This is a genomic window from Novosphingobium sp. PY1 (genome assembly GCF_017312445.1).
GTDB lineage: Bacteria > Pseudomonadota > Alphaproteobacteria > Sphingomonadales > Sphingomonadaceae > Novosphingobium.
In genome coordinates this window covers 38926-56313 of record NZ_BLTI01000009.1, presented here as the reverse complement: position 1 = coordinate 56313, position 17388 = coordinate 38926, and the positions used below count along the sequence as shown (strand labels likewise).

At 62.0% G+C, this 17388-nt stretch carries 14 protein-coding genes and 1 tRNA gene; 10 read left to right on the top strand and 5 right to left on the bottom strand.

Annotated features, from left to right (window positions below; all coding sequences use genetic code 11):
* Position 1 precedes the first annotated feature (1 nt).
* From J3474_RS15955 to J3474_RS15945, 3 genes are all read left to right on the top strand, one after another.
* On the top strand, positions 2–1285 hold the full coding sequence (locus J3474_RS15955; RefSeq protein WP_013831580.1) for a cytochrome b/b6: 1284 nt from the start codon (positions 2–4) through the stop codon (positions 1283–1285).
* A gap of 28 nt (positions 1286–1313) precedes the next feature.
* On the top strand, positions 1314–2150 hold the full coding sequence (locus tag J3474_RS15950) for a cytochrome c1 (RefSeq protein ID WP_007012749.1): 837 nt from the start codon (positions 1314–1316) through the stop codon (positions 2148–2150).
* Between the two features lie 84 nt (positions 2151–2234).
* On the top strand, positions 2235–2771 hold the full coding sequence (locus J3474_RS15945) for an adenine phosphoribosyltransferase (RefSeq protein WP_207094846.1): 537 nt from the start codon (positions 2235–2237) through the stop codon (positions 2769–2771).
* 20 nt (positions 2772–2791) lie between these two features.
* On the opposite strand, the gene J3474_RS15940 is transcribed toward J3474_RS15945, so the two are convergent.
* Entirely contained in the window at positions 2792–4153 is a 1362-nt protein-coding gene (locus J3474_RS15940) for a malonyl-CoA decarboxylase domain-containing protein (RefSeq protein WP_207094845.1), read from the bottom strand.
* Positions 4154–4422: 269 nt separating this feature from the next.
* On the opposite strand from J3474_RS15940, the gene J3474_RS15935 reads away from it, so the two are divergent.
* The 5 genes from J3474_RS15935 (at position 4423) to J3474_RS15915 (ending at position 8708) form a co-directional block, all read left to right on the top strand.
* Positions 4423–4496 (top strand) — tRNA-Gly (locus tag J3474_RS15935).
* A gap of 167 nt (positions 4497–4663) precedes the next feature.
* Positions 4664–5914, top strand: coding sequence for an integrase arm-type DNA-binding domain-containing protein (locus J3474_RS15930; protein ID WP_207094844.1), 1251 nt, complete (start codon positions 4664–4666; stop codon positions 5912–5914).
* A gap of 426 nt (positions 5915–6340) precedes the next feature.
* Complete coding sequence (locus tag J3474_RS15925) at positions 6341–7282, top strand: IS110 family transposase (RefSeq protein WP_207094843.1); 942 nt, start codon at positions 6341–6343, stop codon at positions 7280–7282.
* A gap of 254 nt (positions 7283–7536) precedes the next feature.
* A complete protein-coding gene (locus J3474_RS15920) occupies positions 7537–7740 on the top strand; it encodes a hypothetical protein (RefSeq protein WP_207094982.1) in 204 nt (67 codons plus the stop codon).
* A gap of 32 nt (positions 7741–7772) precedes the next feature.
* On the top strand, positions 7773–8708 hold the full coding sequence (locus J3474_RS15915) for an IS5 family transposase (protein WP_207094842.1): 936 nt from the start codon (positions 7773–7775) through the stop codon (positions 8706–8708).
* A 104-nt stretch (positions 8709–8812) separates the two neighbouring features.
* Here the strand turns inward: J3474_RS15915 and J3474_RS15910 are convergent, their stop codons facing one another.
* Positions 8813–9232 carry a hypothetical protein gene (locus J3474_RS15910; RefSeq protein ID WP_207094841.1) on the bottom strand — a complete coding sequence of 140 codons (420 nt, stop codon included), beginning with the start codon at positions 9230–9232 and terminating at the stop codon, positions 8813–8815.
* Positions 9233–9725: 493 nt separating this feature from the next.
* Between J3474_RS15910 and J3474_RS15905 the strand changes: the two genes are divergently transcribed.
* Together J3474_RS15905 and J3474_RS15900 are read left to right on the top strand one after the other, a co-directional pair.
* Positions 9726–12047: a TonB-dependent receptor gene (locus J3474_RS15905; RefSeq protein ID WP_207094840.1), complete on the top strand. Its 2322-nt coding sequence runs from the start codon at positions 9726–9728 to the stop codon at positions 12045–12047.
* Entirely contained in the window at positions 12047–13738 is a 1692-nt protein-coding gene (locus J3474_RS15900) for an SMP-30/gluconolactonase/LRE family protein (protein WP_207094839.1), read from the top strand. The genes J3474_RS15905 and J3474_RS15900 overlap by 1 nt, the downstream gene beginning before the upstream one ends.
* Before the next feature lie 26 nt (positions 13739–13764).
* On the opposite strand, the gene J3474_RS15895 is transcribed toward J3474_RS15900, so the two are convergent.
* The 3 genes from J3474_RS15895 to J3474_RS15885 form a co-directional block, all read right to left on the bottom strand.
* On the bottom strand, positions 13765–14583 hold the full coding sequence (locus J3474_RS15895; RefSeq protein WP_207094838.1) for a CoA ester lyase: 819 nt from the start codon (positions 14581–14583) through the stop codon (positions 13765–13767).
* Between the two features lie 67 nt (positions 14584–14650).
* On the bottom strand, positions 14651–15688 hold the full coding sequence (locus tag J3474_RS15890; RefSeq protein WP_207094837.1) for an alcohol dehydrogenase catalytic domain-containing protein: 1038 nt from the start codon (positions 15686–15688) through the stop codon (positions 14651–14653).
* Between the two features lie 7 nt (positions 15689–15695).
* Positions 15696–17369, bottom strand: a complete 1674-nt coding sequence (locus J3474_RS15885) for an acyl-CoA dehydrogenase family protein (protein ID WP_207094836.1) — start codon at positions 17367–17369, stop codon at positions 15696–15698.
* Positions 17370–17388 lie beyond the last annotated feature (19 nt).

The following is a 17388-nucleotide window of genomic DNA, read 5'->3' as shown; positions in this document are numbered from 1 at the left end:
CATGAGCTTTCCCTGGGCCAAGGAATACAAGCCTTCCCATCCCTTCATGAAGTGGATGGACGACCGGCTTCCCCTGCCGCGCCTCGTCTATAACGCTGTCGGCAGCGGCTACGAGGTTCCGCGCAACCTCAACTATTTCTGGAACTTCGGTTTCCTCGCGGGGCTCTGCCTCGTGCTGCAGATCGTCACCGGTATCGTGATGGCGATGCACTATGCATCGAACACTGCGGTGGCATTCGACACCATCGAGATGACGGTGCGCGACGTGAACTGGGGCTGGCTGATGCGCTATGCGCACGCCAACGGCGCCTCGGCATTCTTCGTCGTCATCTACATCCACATCTTCCGCGGATTCTTCTACGGTTCGTACAAGGCGCCGCGCGAAATGGTGTGGCTGCTGGGCGTCGTGATCTTCCTGCTGATGATGGCGACCGCCTTCATGGGCTACGTGCTTCCCTGGGGCCAGATGAGCTTCTGGGGCGCCAAGGTCATCACCGGCCTGTTCTCCGCAATTCCGCTTGTCGGTGAACCGCTGCAGCAGTGGCTGCTTGGCGGCTTCGCGCCGGACAATGCCGCGCTGAACCGCTTCTTCTCGCTGCACTACCTGCTGCCGTTCGTGATCCTGGGCGTCGTGATCCTGCACATCTGGGCACTGCACATCCCGGGTTCCTCGAACCCGACCGGCGTCGAAGTGAAGAGCGAGAGCGACACCGTTCCGTTCTATCCCTACTACGTTGCCAAGGACGGCTGGGCGATCGGCGTCTTCGCGTTCCTGTACTGCGCGATGGTGTTCTTCTTCCCGAACGCCCTGGGTCACCCGGACAACTACATTCCGGCCAACCCGATGAGCACGCCCGCGCACATCGTTCCCGAATGGTACTTCTGGCCGTTCTACGCGATCCTGCGCGCTTTCACCCAGGACTTCTTCTTCATCCCGGCAAAGCTCATGGGCGTGCTGGCGATGTTCGGCGCGATCCTGGTCTGGTTCTTCCTGCCGTGGCTCGACAAGTCGCCGGTGCGTTCGGGCTCCTATCGCCCGCTGTACAAGAAGTTCTTCTGGTTCGGCCTGATCCCGGCCATGGCGGTCCTGTTCTACTGCGGCGGTGCGCCGGCGGCAGAACCCTACGTCATGTTCAGCCAGATCGCCGCGCTGTACTACTTCGCGCACTTCCTGATCATCCTGCCGATCGTCTCGGCCATCGAGAAGCCGCTGCCGCTGCCCTATTCCATCACCGAGTCCGTTCTCGGCGAGGATGAGGCTGCCAAGCTCGCTCCCTCGGCGTGATCAACAGCTAGAACGAAAGACGAAAGACATGGCACGCATTCTCTCGATCCTCGTCGGGCTGTTCTTCACGGTAGCCCTGGCCTGGTCCTTCGTGCTCGGCGCCATCACGGCTGCGACTGATCCGTCGCCGCCCACGGCCGAGCATGAATTCCACCTCCTGCCCAAGGAAGTGCACTTCTCGTTCGACGGCCCCTTCGGCAAGTTCGACAACCAGCAGCTCCAGCGCGGCTTCCAGGTCTACAAGGAAGTCTGCTCGGCCTGCCACGCGCTCAAGCACGTCGCTTTCCGCGACCTTGCCGCGCTCGGTTACACCGAAGCTGAAGTGAAGGCGATCGCGGCCGGCTTCACGGTTCCGGGCGTTGACCCGAACACCGGTGAATCCACCATGCGTCCGGGCGCGCCGACGGATTACTTCCCGTCGCCGTTCGCCAACGACGTGGCGGCTCGCGCGGCGAACAACAACGCGGTTCCGCCGGATCTCTCGCTGATCACCAAGGCTCGCCACGAAGGCCCGGCCTATGTGTACTCGCTGCTGACCGGCTTCCAGGACCAGCCCGCCGAACTCCTGAAGGAGTTCCCGGATGCCAAGACGCCGTCGGGCCTGCACTACAACCCGTACTTCCCGAACCTGAACCTCGCGATGGCTCCGCCGCTCACCGCCGATGGCCAGGTCGAGTACGGTGACGGCACCAAGTCGACCGTCGACCAGATGTCGAAGGACGTCGCGGCGTTCCTGACCTGGGCTGCAGAGCCCAAGCTGGAAAAGCGCAAGCAGACCGGCTGGCCGATCCTCGGCTTCCTGCTCTTCGCCACCATCCTGGGCTACATGTCGTACCGGAACATCTGGGCCGACAAGAAGCACTGATAACCCGGTCTTCCGGACCGGAACGCAGGCGCCCCTCCATCTCCGGATGGCAGGGGCGCTTCGCATTTGAAGGAGTGAAAAACCGTGAGTCCCGATGACCTCAAGGCGCTTGTGCGCTCGATCCCGGATTTCCCGAAGCCGGGCATCCTGTTTCGCGACGTCACGACCCTCATGAGCGACGGCCCGGGCTTTGCGGCTGCCGTGGCAATGCTGGCGCAGCGCGTTGAAGCTGCCGGCGCACAAGCCATTGCCGGAATCGAGGCGCGCGGTTTCATCTTTGGGGCGGCGGTCGCTGCGCACTGCGGTGTGGGCTTCATTCCGGTGCGCAAGCCCGGCAAGCTTCCCGTCCCGGTCCTCGCGATCGATTACGCCCTCGAATACGGAACCGACACGCTCGAGATTGACCCCGGCGCGGTGGCACAAGGCAGCCGAATCGTGTTGCTGGACGATCTCATCGCCACCGGCGGCACCGCAATGGCCGCACTCGAACTGATCCGGCGCGCAGGCGGCGTCGTCGAAGAGGCATTGTTCCTCGTCGACCTGCCGGAGCTGGGCGGTGCCTCACGACTGCGCGATGCAGGCGTGTCGGTAGAAGCGCTCCTCGACTTTCCCGGCCACTGATCTGCGACCGCCCTGCCGCTTCAGGCGGCCACAGAATTCTTGCCCTTGGCGGCGGCCTTCTTCTTGCCGCCTTTCTTGCCTTCGGGCTCGTCCATCAGGACCTGCACGGCCTTGGAATGGGCCACGGTGCCCGCTTCCGTGAGCGCAAAGTAGTTGGCCTCGATTTCGTCGAGATCGTAGAGGTAATTGACCATGACGCCATGCGACTGCTTCTGGCCGTTTGGCGAGAGGTCCGCGTTGGCATGAATCGCCTCGAGCCTGGCACCGTTGCCCAGGTGGAATCGGGCGACGGGGTCGAGGGGTTGTCCGCCCTTGCCCTTGGCCTCGACGAGATAGCGCGCGGCGAGTTGCCGGATTTCGCCCGAGCCGGACAGGCGGGTATCGGAATCCCGTTCCTTGGCGAGCCACTTGGCGAAGCCCGGGACCGGTGAGAGCGTGGCGAAAGTCTTGAGGTGCGGCAGTTCCTCCTTGAGGAGACCGACGACGCGCTTGATCAGGTGGTTGCCGAAGGGAACGCCCTTGAGGCCGACCTGGCAATTGCTGATCGAATAGAAGATGGCGCAACTGGCTTCACGCGGATCGGTCGTGATGCGCTCTTCGGCAATCACCTCGTGGATCGCACCCGGCAGCTTCGGGGTAAGCGCCACTTCGACGAAAATAAGCGGATCGTCGCGCATCTGGGGATGGAAAAAGCCGTAGCAGCGCCGGTCCATCGGCTCGACCCTGCGGCGCAGGTCGTCCCAGCCATGGATCGTGTGGACCGCTTCGTAGCGGATGATCCGTTCCAGCAGAAAGGCGGGCGAATCCCAGGCAATGCGCCGCAATTCTAGGAAGCCGGCATTGAACCAGGCGGTGAAAGCGCTTTCCAGTTCGCGGTCCAGCGCGGCCATGCCGGCCGATCGCGTGCTGCGCGGCACGGCCAGCAGGTCCTCGCGCAGGCCGATCAGCCGCTGAGTGCCTTGCGGGGCAAGGTTCAGCTGGTTGATCAGCCGGTGACTGGGCAATTCCGCGGCCTGATTGAGAGCCAGCGCTGAAGCCTCGTCGCGCTTTTCGTTCCATCGCGCGATGGCCTTGTCGATCGCCTTGCCGTCGGCGGGATGCCGTTCGTGTACCTTGGCCAGGAACTCCTGTCGCGCCGAGGCATCGCTGGCTTCGTAGAGGTCGAAGAAGGCCGAGGCGAGAGCCGGTCCTGAAGCGCGACCGCGCAGTGAGAGCAGGGCGTCGGCAATTTCCAACAGGCTTTCGCCGCCACTGCGCCGCGAGGTCACGCCAAGGCCGCGAAGAAGCTTACCAAGGCCCGAACTCATGAGAAGGTCGAGCGCATTGCGCCTCTTGGCCGGGTTCTGGTCTTCGCTCGGATTGGGCGTACCGAATGAATTCATCGTCGCGCGACTCCTCGTGTGGCGGTCACTCCAGCATAGCATTGCTGCATTGGCGAACACACGATGTCGTGGCGCCCGGCAGCAATGCAAGGGGGGGGGGGCGTGCCTGCCGTGAGCAGCCATGCCGACCTGCCACGGCCCGCGGCTGCATGGTCTCATCCACAATGGGAAACCCGCCCGGTGCAAGAGAGGCGTTGACGAAACGACGAATCTCGTGAAAAGCGGCGTCACGAAGCGGCTTGCTTTGACCGGACTATTCGCCGGAACGAGCGGGTATAGCATAGTGGTAATGCTCTAGCCTTCCAAGCTAGCTAGGCGGGTTCGATTCCCGCTACCCGCTCCAGCCGCCCTCCTAGGAAGTCCGAAAACGCCTCAAAAAATGGCTGTTTTCTGCGGTTTTTGGCTGATACACTGTCCGGGCAGTTCCGGATATGTTCCACTCAATCTCAGGCAAATGATGGATCATCTGATGGACCTGTAGCCAATTTAAGCTGTCGGAGGTCCATCAACATGGCCGCAATCGCAGGGAAATCGGGGCTTACAGCGGCATCGGTCGCACGCGCCAAGCCCAAGGACAAGCCGTACAAGCTGTCGGACCGGGATGGATTGTACCTCCTCGTGAAGCCGAGCGGAACCCGGTACTGGCGGATGAACTACCGTTTCCATCAGACCCAGCGGACGATCACCTTCGGGCGCTACCCCGAATTTCTACTCGCGGATGCGCGGGAACGATTGTTGCAGGCCCGCCGCCTGCTGGCAGACGGTATCGATCCGGTAGATCAGGCCAAGCTCAACAAGATGGCCGATTCGGTCGCGGCCTCGAATAGCTTCAAGGCTGTTTCGGATGAATGGCTGGAAAAGGTCCGGCTTGAGGATCGAGCTGCCGCTTCGATCAAGAAATACGAGTGGCAGCTCGGCCTGGTGATGCCCGCGATCGGCAGGCGTCCGATCTCCAAGATCTCCGCGCACGAAGTGCTGCTGGCGCTCAAGAAGATCGAGCGCACAAAAAAGTTCTACACCGCGACCAGCGTGCGCACGACGTGCAGCCAGGTGTTCCGTTTCGCCATCGCGACAGCACGGGCCGAGCGCGATGTCTGCGCGGACCTGCGCGGCGCTCTTGTCACACCCAAGGTCGTCCACCGCGCCGCGATCACGACCCCGAACGAAGCTGGCGCCCTCTTGCGATCGATCGAGGATTACGAGGGAGACGCACAGACCCAGATTGCCATGCGCCTGTTGCCGCATGTCTTCGTGCGTCCTGGGGAGCTGCGTCATGCCGAATGGAAAGAATTCGATTTCGATCGGAAGGTCTGGACGATCCCCGAACACAAGATGAAGATGCGCCGTCCGCATGCCGTGCCGCTATCCCGTCAAGCCATCGCCATCATTCGGGAGATAGAGCACGACGCGGACTACAGCCTCTATCTTTTCCCCTCACTGCGCTCAGTCAACCGACCCATGTCCGACAACACCATCAACGCCGCACTTCGTCGCATGGGCTATGGCAAGGACGAGATGACCGCCCATGGCTTCCGCGCCATGGCTGCCACTCTGCTCAACGAGATGGGCCTGTGGAACGCCGATGCCATCGAACGTCAGTTGGCCCACGTTGAGGGCAATGCAGTTCGCCGCGCCTACACACGGGGGCAATACTGGGATGAACGCGTGCGCATGATGCAGCACTGGTCAGATTATCTCGACCAGTTGCGCGGCGGCGCCAAGGTACTTCGACCCACCTTCAAGCAAACGGCGCGAGGTTAACTGCAGCTTTGGGCCGGTTTCGGAGTGTCTGGTTCGGAGCCGGGACGTGAGGATAGCTGCCTTTGCCCCGGCGTCGGTTCCCGACCCTTGCCGGCCGTTCAGGCTTCGACTTCCACTCCCCAGTTGCAGGCCAGACGCTTCTCCGTCTTGCATGCGCATATTGGGGGCATAGCGGACATCCGGCGTGTACGTGGGAAAGGCCGGCTTGGTGAAGGGTCGTCTTGTCTTATGACTTTTGTGCCTGCTGGGGCATCATGAGATGCCTGATCCGGGGTGGCCACCCCGGATCAGGCGGAAGGGGATGGATCGAGGTTGTCTCGATCGTGGAGGACCGTCGATTAGTGTGATCACCCCTTTCTTTTCCAACAGGCCTGGACGGAAACCAGGGCTTCGGGCTCGGATGACAAGAATAGGACAGCGGAAAAGATGGACAATTCTCTACCACAAACGGTCGGCATCGACATCTCGAAAGCAACCCTCGACGTGTTTGCCCATCCTGCCGGCTATGAGCGGCAGTTCGCGAATACGATCAAGGGACACAAGGAACTGGTAGTCTGGCTTGGGCAATGCCAGATTGATCGGATCGCTTATGAGGCGACAGGTTCCTACCACCGCCGGCTTGAGCAGGCGTTGGCGGATCTGCCATGCGTTAAATTGAACCCGGCCCGTGCTCGCCGGTTTGCGCAAGCAGCGGGCACTCTTGCTAAGACGGACAAAATCGACGCGACGATCCTTGCCCGCATGGCCGCGACACTACAGCCTCCGGTCCGCCCAGCGACTACGCCGCAACAAGCGAAGCTGGCCGAACTGATCAGCGCCCGCGATAGCTTGGTCCGCGACAAGATTGCCGTCCAGAACCAGGCGAAAAATCTCACGGTCCCGCTTCTCAAGCGGCAGCATAAACATCGTCTGGACCAGATTGACCGGCATATCGCCCAGGTCGATGCAGAAATCGCGGAAAGTATCGCAACCGATCCAGCGTTAGCGCGCCGCCATCAAATTATCTCAAGCATTGCCGGCGTCGGCATACGAACTGCTGACCAGCTCGTCGCCACCATGCCAGAGCTGGGAGCACTCGAGCCCAAACAAGCAGCCTCCCTTGCAGGTCTTGCTCCCATCGCTCGTCAATCAGGGCAATGGAAAGGACGTAGCTTCATTCAGGGCGGAAGGGCCAATGTCCGACGTGCGCTTTACATGCCGGCCCTTGTCGCCGCCCGCTACAACCCAGACCTCAAAGCGAAATATCAAAGTCTCATCGAATCTGGAAAACCCGCAAAGGTTGCCGTCGTCACCTTGATGCGCAAGCTCATCGTGATGGCAATTGCGCTCATCAAAGCCGATCGATTGTGGGTCGAAAAACGGGCTTGATCACAACGGAAACTAATCGCGCGTAATAGAGCAAGTCCTTTTTTCTGCTTGGTGGATGTTCAGGGTCATGAGGCCATCACTGTATGCCGGGAGCAGGGTCGTCTGCGCGGTCGGCATGAGCCGCCGCATGATGGGCTTCGCGGGAAGAGCCTTCCAATGTTTCGGGCGCACTCAGCTCTGATAGCTGTGCAACCCTTCAAGCGGAATGGCTCGGCCCACGTCCCCGGCAGGGACATGAGGCTGACGTTCAGATCATGAATGCCGAGGAGAAACGAGCAGAACGCGGGCAATCATGCTGTTGCACCTATGGCTGGATTGAAGAGTTCGCCCGATTTAAGCATGGTGTGCATAATGACGGCCAGTTTGCGGGCAACGGCTACTGCAGCCCGTTTGAAGCCGATCCGTTCCCTTATGAGACCTGCGCGCGGGTGGGCGTCGACATGGGCGTTGATTGCTGATTCTATAGGCTTTCCCAGAAGGAGGGCGGTAGGTGGCACGACGTTCGATCGGACAGGAGCAGTTTGGTTTTGCCGGGCGCGAGCGGGCCGCTTCATCGCTCGACGCGCTGGTATCACTGATCGACTGGCGTCAGGTCGCGGAACTGCTTGATCCGCTCTATCCCGCTACCAAGGGTGAGCCGGCCTGGCCACCACTGGCGATGTTCAGAGCCCTGCTTCTGTCGATCTGGTACGACCTGTCCGATGTGAAGCTGGCCGAAGCGCTCGACGATCGAGCCTCCTTTCGCCGCTTCTGCGGGTTCTCCGCGAATGAAGCCACGCCCGAACGGACCGCCTTTGTCAGATTTCGCAAGCTGCTCGTTGCACACAAGCTTGACCGGGCGCTGTTTGAAACCGTGACCATGCAGCTCAAGTCAAAGGCGGTGACGGTCAAGACCGGAACGCTGGTCGATGCGACCATCATCGCGTCCGCCAGTGAGGAGGATGACGATGCCCGCTGGGTAAAGCACAAGGGAAAGCAGGCTGTTCACGGCTTCAAGGCCCACGTTGGCGCCGATGCAGATACGGCACTGGTCGAGGAAGTCTCGGTCACATCCGCCAATATCAATGACGGCAAGGCAGGCCCGGAGGCCTTGCCCGATAATCCCGGCGAGGTGTTTGCCGATAGTGCCTACGGCGGCAATCACTTTCGCGATGCCGTTCTTGCAAAGGGTGGGGTCCCCCGGATCGTCGCCACCGGCATGTGGGGCCGCGACGAAGCCGAAACGCTGCGCAAGCTCCATGAATGGAATAAACCGATCCATCGCGTGCGGGGGCGGATCGAGAAGATCTTCGGAACATGGAAGCGATGCTATGGCCTCAGGCGAATGCGATGGCGAGGTCTCGCCAAAGCCGCCGCCCAAGTCCACCTCACCGCCATCGCCTACAACCTCAAGCGCACCATGAATATTCTCACCGTAGCGGCATGAAAGTGGCAACGACCATGCCCGGCGACGTGGCGGGCCTGGGGAACAATGCAAACAGGCCGGAATTCAACGCTATTCAGCCCCCTACGCCCACCCGCGCACAGGTCTCATAAGAATACTCCCTCTGGCCAGTCTCGCACACGCCACTCAAGAAATACCGGCCAGTATGGACCGGATGCGTTTTCCCCAATGATCACATTTTCGGTCGCGTTGAATATGGCTTGATCCACCAGTCCCGCGTGAGCCGCCGACAAGAGAGCTACGATCGACATGGCCCCGCAGTTCTTGACGACCGCAATGTTGAGTGGGCTCGCAACGCCGAGGCGTAGCGCGGCATAAAGCGACCAGCAGACCTCGGCGTCATTACCTAGTCGGCCGTGCCGGTCGAGTAGGCCAACGAGAAGAGTGCCCCAGGCCTCGGTGTCGAGATCCCGCTTGGCGAGGTAACGCCAAACAATGATGCGGGCCACGTAATCAATGGTGTGACCGTAGTGCACGGCGGCTTGTTTCAGAAATGGCTCTATCACTGCTCACTGGCCGGCAGGGAGCGTAGACTTGTCGAGATACCGAAGGGTGTATTTGAGAATTCCGTCATCACCGGCCGCAGAAGTCAGCGAAAATGCGTGTTCCAGAGCGGCGCGCAGGCGTTCGGATACGCGGCGTGACGGCGAATCCAAGGCGAACTCTATTCGGGATGCCAAGTCAGTCGGCCAGCTATCCGAGAACCGGAAGCTTTCGGAATAGATTTGCGTCTTGGATTCGTTGATATCGAGTTCGAACGCCCTAACCTCTGTTATTCATCGGAGCGCGTGAGGGGGTTGACGGCAGCATTGCGATCATGCCTGGCGCTGGCGGCCTCTTCGTACGATCCAAAACGGCTATGCGCGCCATCACCCTTCTTTATGAGCGGCATTGGCGACTGCCCACTAGACCAAGCGCGACGAGCGGGCGTCCACTTTGTCATCTGAATAAAGATAACGGCAATCGGCGATGAACCCGCCTCGCTTTTGGGAGGGTTTTATGAAAGACATATTTCGCGTTGTAGCTGTTCTGCTTGGAACGTGTAGCGGCCCTGCGCTTGCGCAGTCGACTGCGGTGCTGGATGAAGGTGTCGTCGCAGATGGATCGGGCGGCCTCCAGGACATCGTCGTAACTGCACAGAAACGATCGGAGTCGGTAAACACCGTGCCGCTGTCCATCACCGCGCTGGGCGGCGATGCTCTGGCGCAGAGCGGGGTCCGGCAGACCGAGGATCTGGCAAATGTGGTGCCAGGCCTGAGCTACGCCAATTCCGGCTTCAACAGCCCGGTCTATACGTTGCGTGGCATCGGCTACAACGACGGCTCTCTGCTGGCGAGTCCGACGGTGTCGATCTATGTCGACGAGGTTCCGCTACCTTATGCGGCGATGACCAAGGGCGCGTTACTCGACGTGCAGAGGGTCGAAGTGCTGAAGGGGCCGCAAGGAACTCTCTACGGCAGCAACTCGACCGGAGGTGCCATCAATTACATCGCCAACCGGCCGACGTCCGATCTGAGTGCCGGTCTGAATGCAGAGTATGGCCGGTTCGGCCTGTTCAGCGCCGATGGCTACGTCAGTGGACCGGTCAGCGACCGCCTGCGTGTGCGGGTTTCGGCGTCGACCACGCAGGGTGGCGACTGGCAGAAGAGTTTCACCCGCGATGACAAGCGCGGGGCGTCCGACAAGCTGCTTGGCCGCATAATTGCGGATTGGGAGCCGCTGGACACCGTTACGGTCACCTTTGGCGCGAGCGGCTGGCATGACGAATCGGACACGCAGGCGCCCCAGGCAATCGCGCGCGTCATACTCAACCCCGCGAAGGCGACGCCCGAACTTCTCGCAACTCGGTTGCCCCCGATGACGGCGCGCGCAGCGGACTGGAATCCGGGCATGGAATACGCCGCGGATGAAAGCTTCTACCAGCTGTTCGGCAAGGTTCAGGCCGATCTCGGCGGCGGCTTCGCGGCGACTGCGATCACGGCGTACTCAAAGTACAAGGTCGATACGTCGAGCGACCGCGACGGCGTGAACATCATCGATCAGGAATATAATTACCTGGGTGATATCGGTTCGCTCTACCAGGAAGTGCGCGGCTCGTACAGCGACGGGGATCTGACAGCCCTTGTCGGTGCGAATTACCGCCACGACACGAGCCATGACGTCAACGTGTTCAACGGACTCCATTCGACCGGCCTGCGCCAGTCGCTGGCCATACCCACCGATGCTATCGTGCCGACCTCGGATCAGAAAGTCGATGCCTTCGGCCTCTTCGGTGATGCCACTGTGCCGATCACCGACTGGCTGAACGTTGCCGCGGGCTTGCGTTATTCGAAAGAGAAGCGGGAATTCACTGGCTGTTCACGCGACAGCGGAAGCGGTCAGCTGGCAAACTACATCAGCAACATCAGCGGTAGCCTGAAAGCTCGGGCCGGTCTTCAACCCAATCCCGGCGCGTTCGTTCCCGGCGGCTGCGTGACGATGAATTCGAACTTCGACCCGGTCCTCAGCAACCTCACGCTGGACGAAGACAATGTTTCGATCAAGGCGGGGATCAACATCCAGCCGGAGCGCGGCAAGCTGTTCTACATCTCGTTCAACCGTGGCTACAAATCGGGCGGCTTTCCCAATCCACCGGCTACGTCGGTGCCACAGCTTACGCCTGTGAGTCAGGAACGGGTCGACGCCTACGAGGCGGGCTTCAAGCTCTCGCTGTTCGATCGCCTCATGCAGGTGAACGGCGCGGTCTTCCGTTACGATTATGCCGACAAGCAGCTGTTCAGCCGTATCGTCGACGCGACGTTCGGGCCGGTGCGCGCGCTCGTCAACATTCCGCGGTCCCGGGTTAACGGCGCCGAACTGCAAGTCGACATGGCCCCGGCACAGGGGCTGCGGCTCACCCTCGCGGGGACCTATATCGACACCAAAGTGCTCGAAGGCGAGTTCTACAGCCAGACGAACCAACGGCTCAGCCTTGTCGGCCGGCCCTTCAACTTTTCGCCGAAATGGCAGCTGAACGGCAGTTTCAGCTATGAAACGCCGGTTAGCGAGACTCTGATGGGTTTCGCCGGTGGCGACGTCACCTATCGCAGTTCGGCAACGGCGGATTTCAATTCCGGGCCGCTCTTCGATATCAAGCCCTATGCCCTGGTGAACGGGCAAATCGGCGTAAAGTCGCGGGACGATCGCTGGTCGGTCGCGATCTTCGGGCGCAACCTCACCAACACATACTATTACAACACCGCATTCGGCGCTTCGGATTTCATCACGCGGTACACGGGCAAGCCGGTTACATACGGCCTCCGGATCGGGGTGACGTACTGATGTCTCTTGCGAGCCCGCCCTTTGCGGGAACGCAGCAGGGCGGGAAGCGCTTTCCCCCCCGGTTCGATGCGGCGCGCGTGTGGAGCCGATCCGTGCGCGCGTGCGCGGTCCCTGCCATCGCGATCATGGCTGCAAGTTGTGCGGCGGTGCCGCGCTCGGCAATCGAGCTGGAAACCGTCGTCGCGTCGTCCCCGCTGCCTGCGATAAACGGGTTGGCTGCGGGGCCCGATGGACTGATCTATGTCGCCAGCATTGCGCGCCAGTCCATACTGGCCGTGGACCTCGATGGACAAAGCGCGACTGCGGTCGTCAATCCGCCATTGGGAATAGCCGACGATGTCGCGTTTGCGCCTGATGGCTCTATGGTCTTCACCGCAATCGTCGAGGGCGCCGTCAAGCGCCGTAGTGCCGCGGGAACGATCAGCACCATAGCCACCTCGCTTCCCGGAGCCAATTCGCTGGCGTTCTCTCCGGATGGCAAGCACCTCTATGTGGGGCAGGTGTTCTTTGGCGATGGCTTGTCCGAAATCGACCTCGAAGGCAGGACCCCGCCGCGCACGATCGTGACCGACATCGGTGGCCCGAACGCCTTCGCGGTTGGCGATGACGGGATGATCTATGCACCTCTCTTCGTGAAAGGACAGGTTGCACGGATCGATCCGGCTACGGGTAAAGTGACGGCGATCGCAACCGGCTTCGAGCGGCCGAGCAGCGTTCGCATCACGCAGGACGGGCGCTTGCTGGTGATGGACGGGGCGACCGGGCGGCTGGTCATGATGAACCGTGACGGATCGGATCAGCGCGATATCGCCCGCTTGCCGACCGGCGGGGACGACATGATCATTCGCGAGAATGGCCATGCGCTCGTCACCAACATGCCTGACAGCAGCCTGGCTGACGTCGACCTTGTCACGGGTCAGCAGACCACCTTGATGGCTGGGGAACTCGGCTTCCCCTTCGCGATCGCGGCGGGCCAGCACCAGGGACGGACCGAAATCTACGTCGCTGGTGGCTTCGCCTTTCACGCGGTCGATGGCCGGACCGGACAGGCTACCGACCTGGCCCGCCCTCTCGTCTCGCCGCTGGAGGCGCCGACGGCAGTGAGCGTGCATGGCGGCCATATCGTGCTCGCCAGCGACCTGCTCAACTGTATCCAGATTTTTGATCGGAGCACGCGCCGGTTTGTGCGCACGATCGACGGGGTCGCAGGGCCGGCCAGCGCGATCGAGCGCGACGACGGAACCCTGCTCGCAACCCTGCCGGCATCCGGACAGCTTCTTGCCATCAGCGGGGAGAAGCGCACCGTGCTTGCCAGCGATCTCGATAAGCCGCTCGGCCTTGTCGATGAAGCTGGCGGCACCGTGCTGATCACCGAGAGCGGTAGTGGACGACTGGTTCGGATCGACCCCGAAACAGGGACGAAGACGGTTATCGCGCGCGATCTCGGCACGCCGCGGACAGTGGCGATCGCACCGGGCGGGACGATCTACGTGCTCGATACTGCCGAACGTCGCCTGCTTGCACTGGCGCCGGGTGCTACGGAAGCTCGGGTAGCAAAGGACGATCTGCCGATCGGTCTGCTGATGCAGCCATACTCGCGGTCGGGCGGCCTTGCGATCGGCGGCGATGGATATGCTTATATCGCTTCCGACGTGCGCAACGCGCTCTACCGCATTCGGCTACAAGACTGATGACGGCCGGCCTCCATGGTCGGCCGTCATCCCCCCTCGGCAAGCAGGCGATAGGCGCGGGCGACGATCGGCCGATCGATCATTTCGCCGCCGAGCGATACGGCGCTTCCTGACGCCGCGCGGTCTGCGGCGACAATCTGCCTGGCTCGTTCGAGCTCTTCTTCCGATGCCGTCATAGCCGCTGCCACCGGGGCGAGCTGGGCGGGATGAATGCACAGCTTCGCGCGGAACCCCATCGAACGCGCCGCCCGCGCAGCGATTTCGACCGGCAGGGGATCGTCGAAGCGGACTGTGACGCCGTCAATCGGTGGGGCGATCCCCGCCGCCGTGCTGGCGATGGTCATGGCGAGCCTTACCGGGTCGAGCTGGCGGTCGGATGCCGTAAGGTCGCAATCGAGCGCGAAATCGATGGTCCCGAAGGCGAGGCGCACGATGCCCGGCACAGCCGCGAGCGCATCGATGCCCGTTACGCCGCGCGCCGTCTCGACCAGCGCGACGACCGGTGACAGGCGCGCGACGTCGATGATGGCGTCGCCAGCCTCCGCCTTTGGCACCATCAGTCCCTGCAATGTCGTGATGTGGGCGAGCGCGAGATCCTCGGCAAACCAGGGAGCGTCGATCGCATTGATGCGAACCATCGCCGATCCGCCGGCCTCCAGCCAGCGGCGGACGTCGTCGCGTGCTTGCGCCTTGGCCGGTGCGGGCACGGCATCCTCGAGATCGATGACGACCACATCCGCACCGCTCGCCGCTGCCTTGTCGAAGCGTTCGGGGCGGTTGCCCGGAACGAACAGGAAATGGCGCGCAGCAGCGATGTTTGCGGCATAGGCAGATTTCATCATCATCATCGCTTCCTTGCCGGTGCGGTTTGTGGGGAGACGGCGAGAGGATGGGGGTCGCGATCCCTCACCATCAGACGTGAAGTAGAATTTTCCCGCCGACGCCGCCGCATTCGAGCCTGCGATGCGCAGCGGCGGCGTCGTCCAGCGCAACAACATCGGCAATCACGGGCTTCACGGCCCCATCGGCTAGCAACTGGAGGCAATCGGCAAGCTGCGCGCGCGAGCAACTGACCGCGCTCAGCATGTCGATGCCGCTCGTGAAAAGTTGGGCGGTGTTGAACGATACCTGTTTGCCCGAAAGGGCACCGACCATCACCCAGCGGCCACCGCGCGCGACCGCGCGCCGAATGAAGTGGAAAATGTCTGTTCCCACGTTGTCGACCACCATGTCGACTCCAGCCCCGGCGGTGGCTTCGCGCACCTGGCGGGAGAAATCGATCCCGTGCGGCGTAACGATCACATCGTGAGCCCCATGATCGCGCGCGACCTTGGCAGCCGTTTCGGAAGACACGGTCGCCAGGACACGCGCACCCATTGCCCGAGCGAGTTGCACCCCATGTCCGCCTTGCGTGCCCGAGGCGCCGGTCACGAGAACGGTTTCACCGGCTTTCAGCCGGCCAACGTCGCGAATGGCATTGAGCTGCGTGCCGATGGCGCACGCGGCGATGGCGGCGTGATCCAGCGAAACATCCGCGGGCACTTTGACCGCGCAGTCCTGCGCAACCGCCACATATTGCGAATATCCGCCATTGAGATGGGCATCGCCCATGAACTCCTGTGCCTCGCACAGTGTCTCGCGACCGGAACGACATAACCGGCAACGCCCGCAAACCGCACGCCGCTGCGTGGTGCAGATCCGGTCCCCAACCACGAAATCGCTGACCGCGGGGCCGACCCGCTCGACGATCCCCGCAACCTCGTGACCGGGAATGAGCGGCATCTGCACGGCTTTGCGGAACACGCCCTGCCGCACGAGCACGTCGTGATAGCACACGCCGCTACGTTCCACGCGGATCAGCACGTCGTCGGATCGCAATGACGGTGTTGGAACTTGCCTGACCGCCAGCACGCCGGGATCGCCCGCCCGGTCCTGGACAATGGCCTTCATCGTTTCGTCACCCGGCATCGGACAGCAACCTGCGTGAAATCACCTGAGCCTGGATCTCTGCAGCCCCTTCGAAAATGTTGAGGATGCGCGCGTCGCACAGGACCCGGCTGATCGGATATTCCAGGGCATAGCCGTTGCCGCCGTGGATCTGCAGCGCGTTGTCCGCATTGCTCCAAGCGACACGTGCGGCGAGTAGCTTGGCCATGCCTGCCTCAAGATCGCAGCGGCGACCACCGTCCTTCTCTCGCGCGGCGCGATATGTAAGAAGCCGTGCGATCATCGTTTCGGCGACCATCCATCCTATCTTGGCCGAAACGCGCGGAAAGGCGATGATCGCCTTGCCGAACTGCCGCCGGTCCAGCGCATAACGCAGTCCCAATTCGAGCGCGTTCTGAGCAACACCAACGGCGCGGGCCGCGGTTTGGATACGTGCCGATTCAAAAGTCATCATCAATTGCTTAAAGCCCTGCCCCTCGACCCCGCCCAGGAGGGTCGTTTCCGGAACGCGGAAATCGTCGAACACAAGTTCGTACTCCTTCATCCCGCGATAGCCGAGTACCTCGATCTCGCTTCCGACCAGACCGTCCACAGGGAACGCATCCTTTGCCGTGCCGCGGGGCTTTTCCGCAAGGAACATCGACAGCGTGCGGTAGCCTTGATCGGCCGGACCGGTGCGCGCCAGCACCGTCATCAGGTCGGAGCGGCTGGCATGGGTGATCCATGTTTTCGCGCCGGTGATCGCATATCCACCGCCGTCCGACTTGCTTGCGCGGGTGGCCAGCGATCCGAGATCCGAGCCGGTGTCGGGCTCCGTAAAGACGGCGGTCGGCAGAATTTCTCCACTGGCGATGCGCGGCAGATAGGCGCTCTTCTGGGCGTGCGTCCCGCCAAGCTGGATGAGCTCGGCCGCAATTTCCGAGCGAGTGCCCAGTGACCCGACGCCGATATATCCGCGCGACAATTCCTCGCTCACGATCGCCATAGCGATCTTGCCCATGCCCGATCCGCCGAACTCTTCTGGGATCGTCAGGCCGAAAACTCCCATTTCGGCCATTTCTTCGACCAGTTCGATTGGGATCAGCGCATCCGCCTGATGCCAGGCCTGACACTGCGGTTGGACCTTTTCATTCGCGAAACGCCGGAAGCTGGCCCGCACCATGTCCAGCATGTCATCGATCCCGGCATCGCCGAAATTGCCGCTGTCCAGCCCCTCGGCCGCCGCCTGCGCGAGCCACGTCCGCAGTGCCGGGTCTCGTCCCGCTGCAATTGCCTGAGCGGCGGCGGCGCGGAAGTCGGCCTCAGCCTCCGGGTCGATCCGGAATGCGTCTATCCGTGCGATCTCGACCTGGCTCATGGCGATCCCGCCGGCCATCTGGGCAAGGTATTCTGATGTCGCCACCAATCCGATCGTCCGTTCGATGGCGCCCAGTCGGCCTTCAGATTCCAGACTACGTGACCATGCGAGCAATTCGCTGAGCGCAAGTTCGTACGTCGCGTACCATGCCAGCGCATGCGTGGCGAACTGCTCACGGTCGGGATCGCCGTCTGCAGTAGTCTGTCGCTGTATGGTGCGGACCGACGAAACCGCGGCCGCCACAAGACGATGGGCGGCTTCAACGCCCTGGACCATCAGGCCGACCGTGCCCGCCGGGGGTATTTCGGTCAGATTGCCGTGTTGCATGTCGAAACGCTCCATCTCC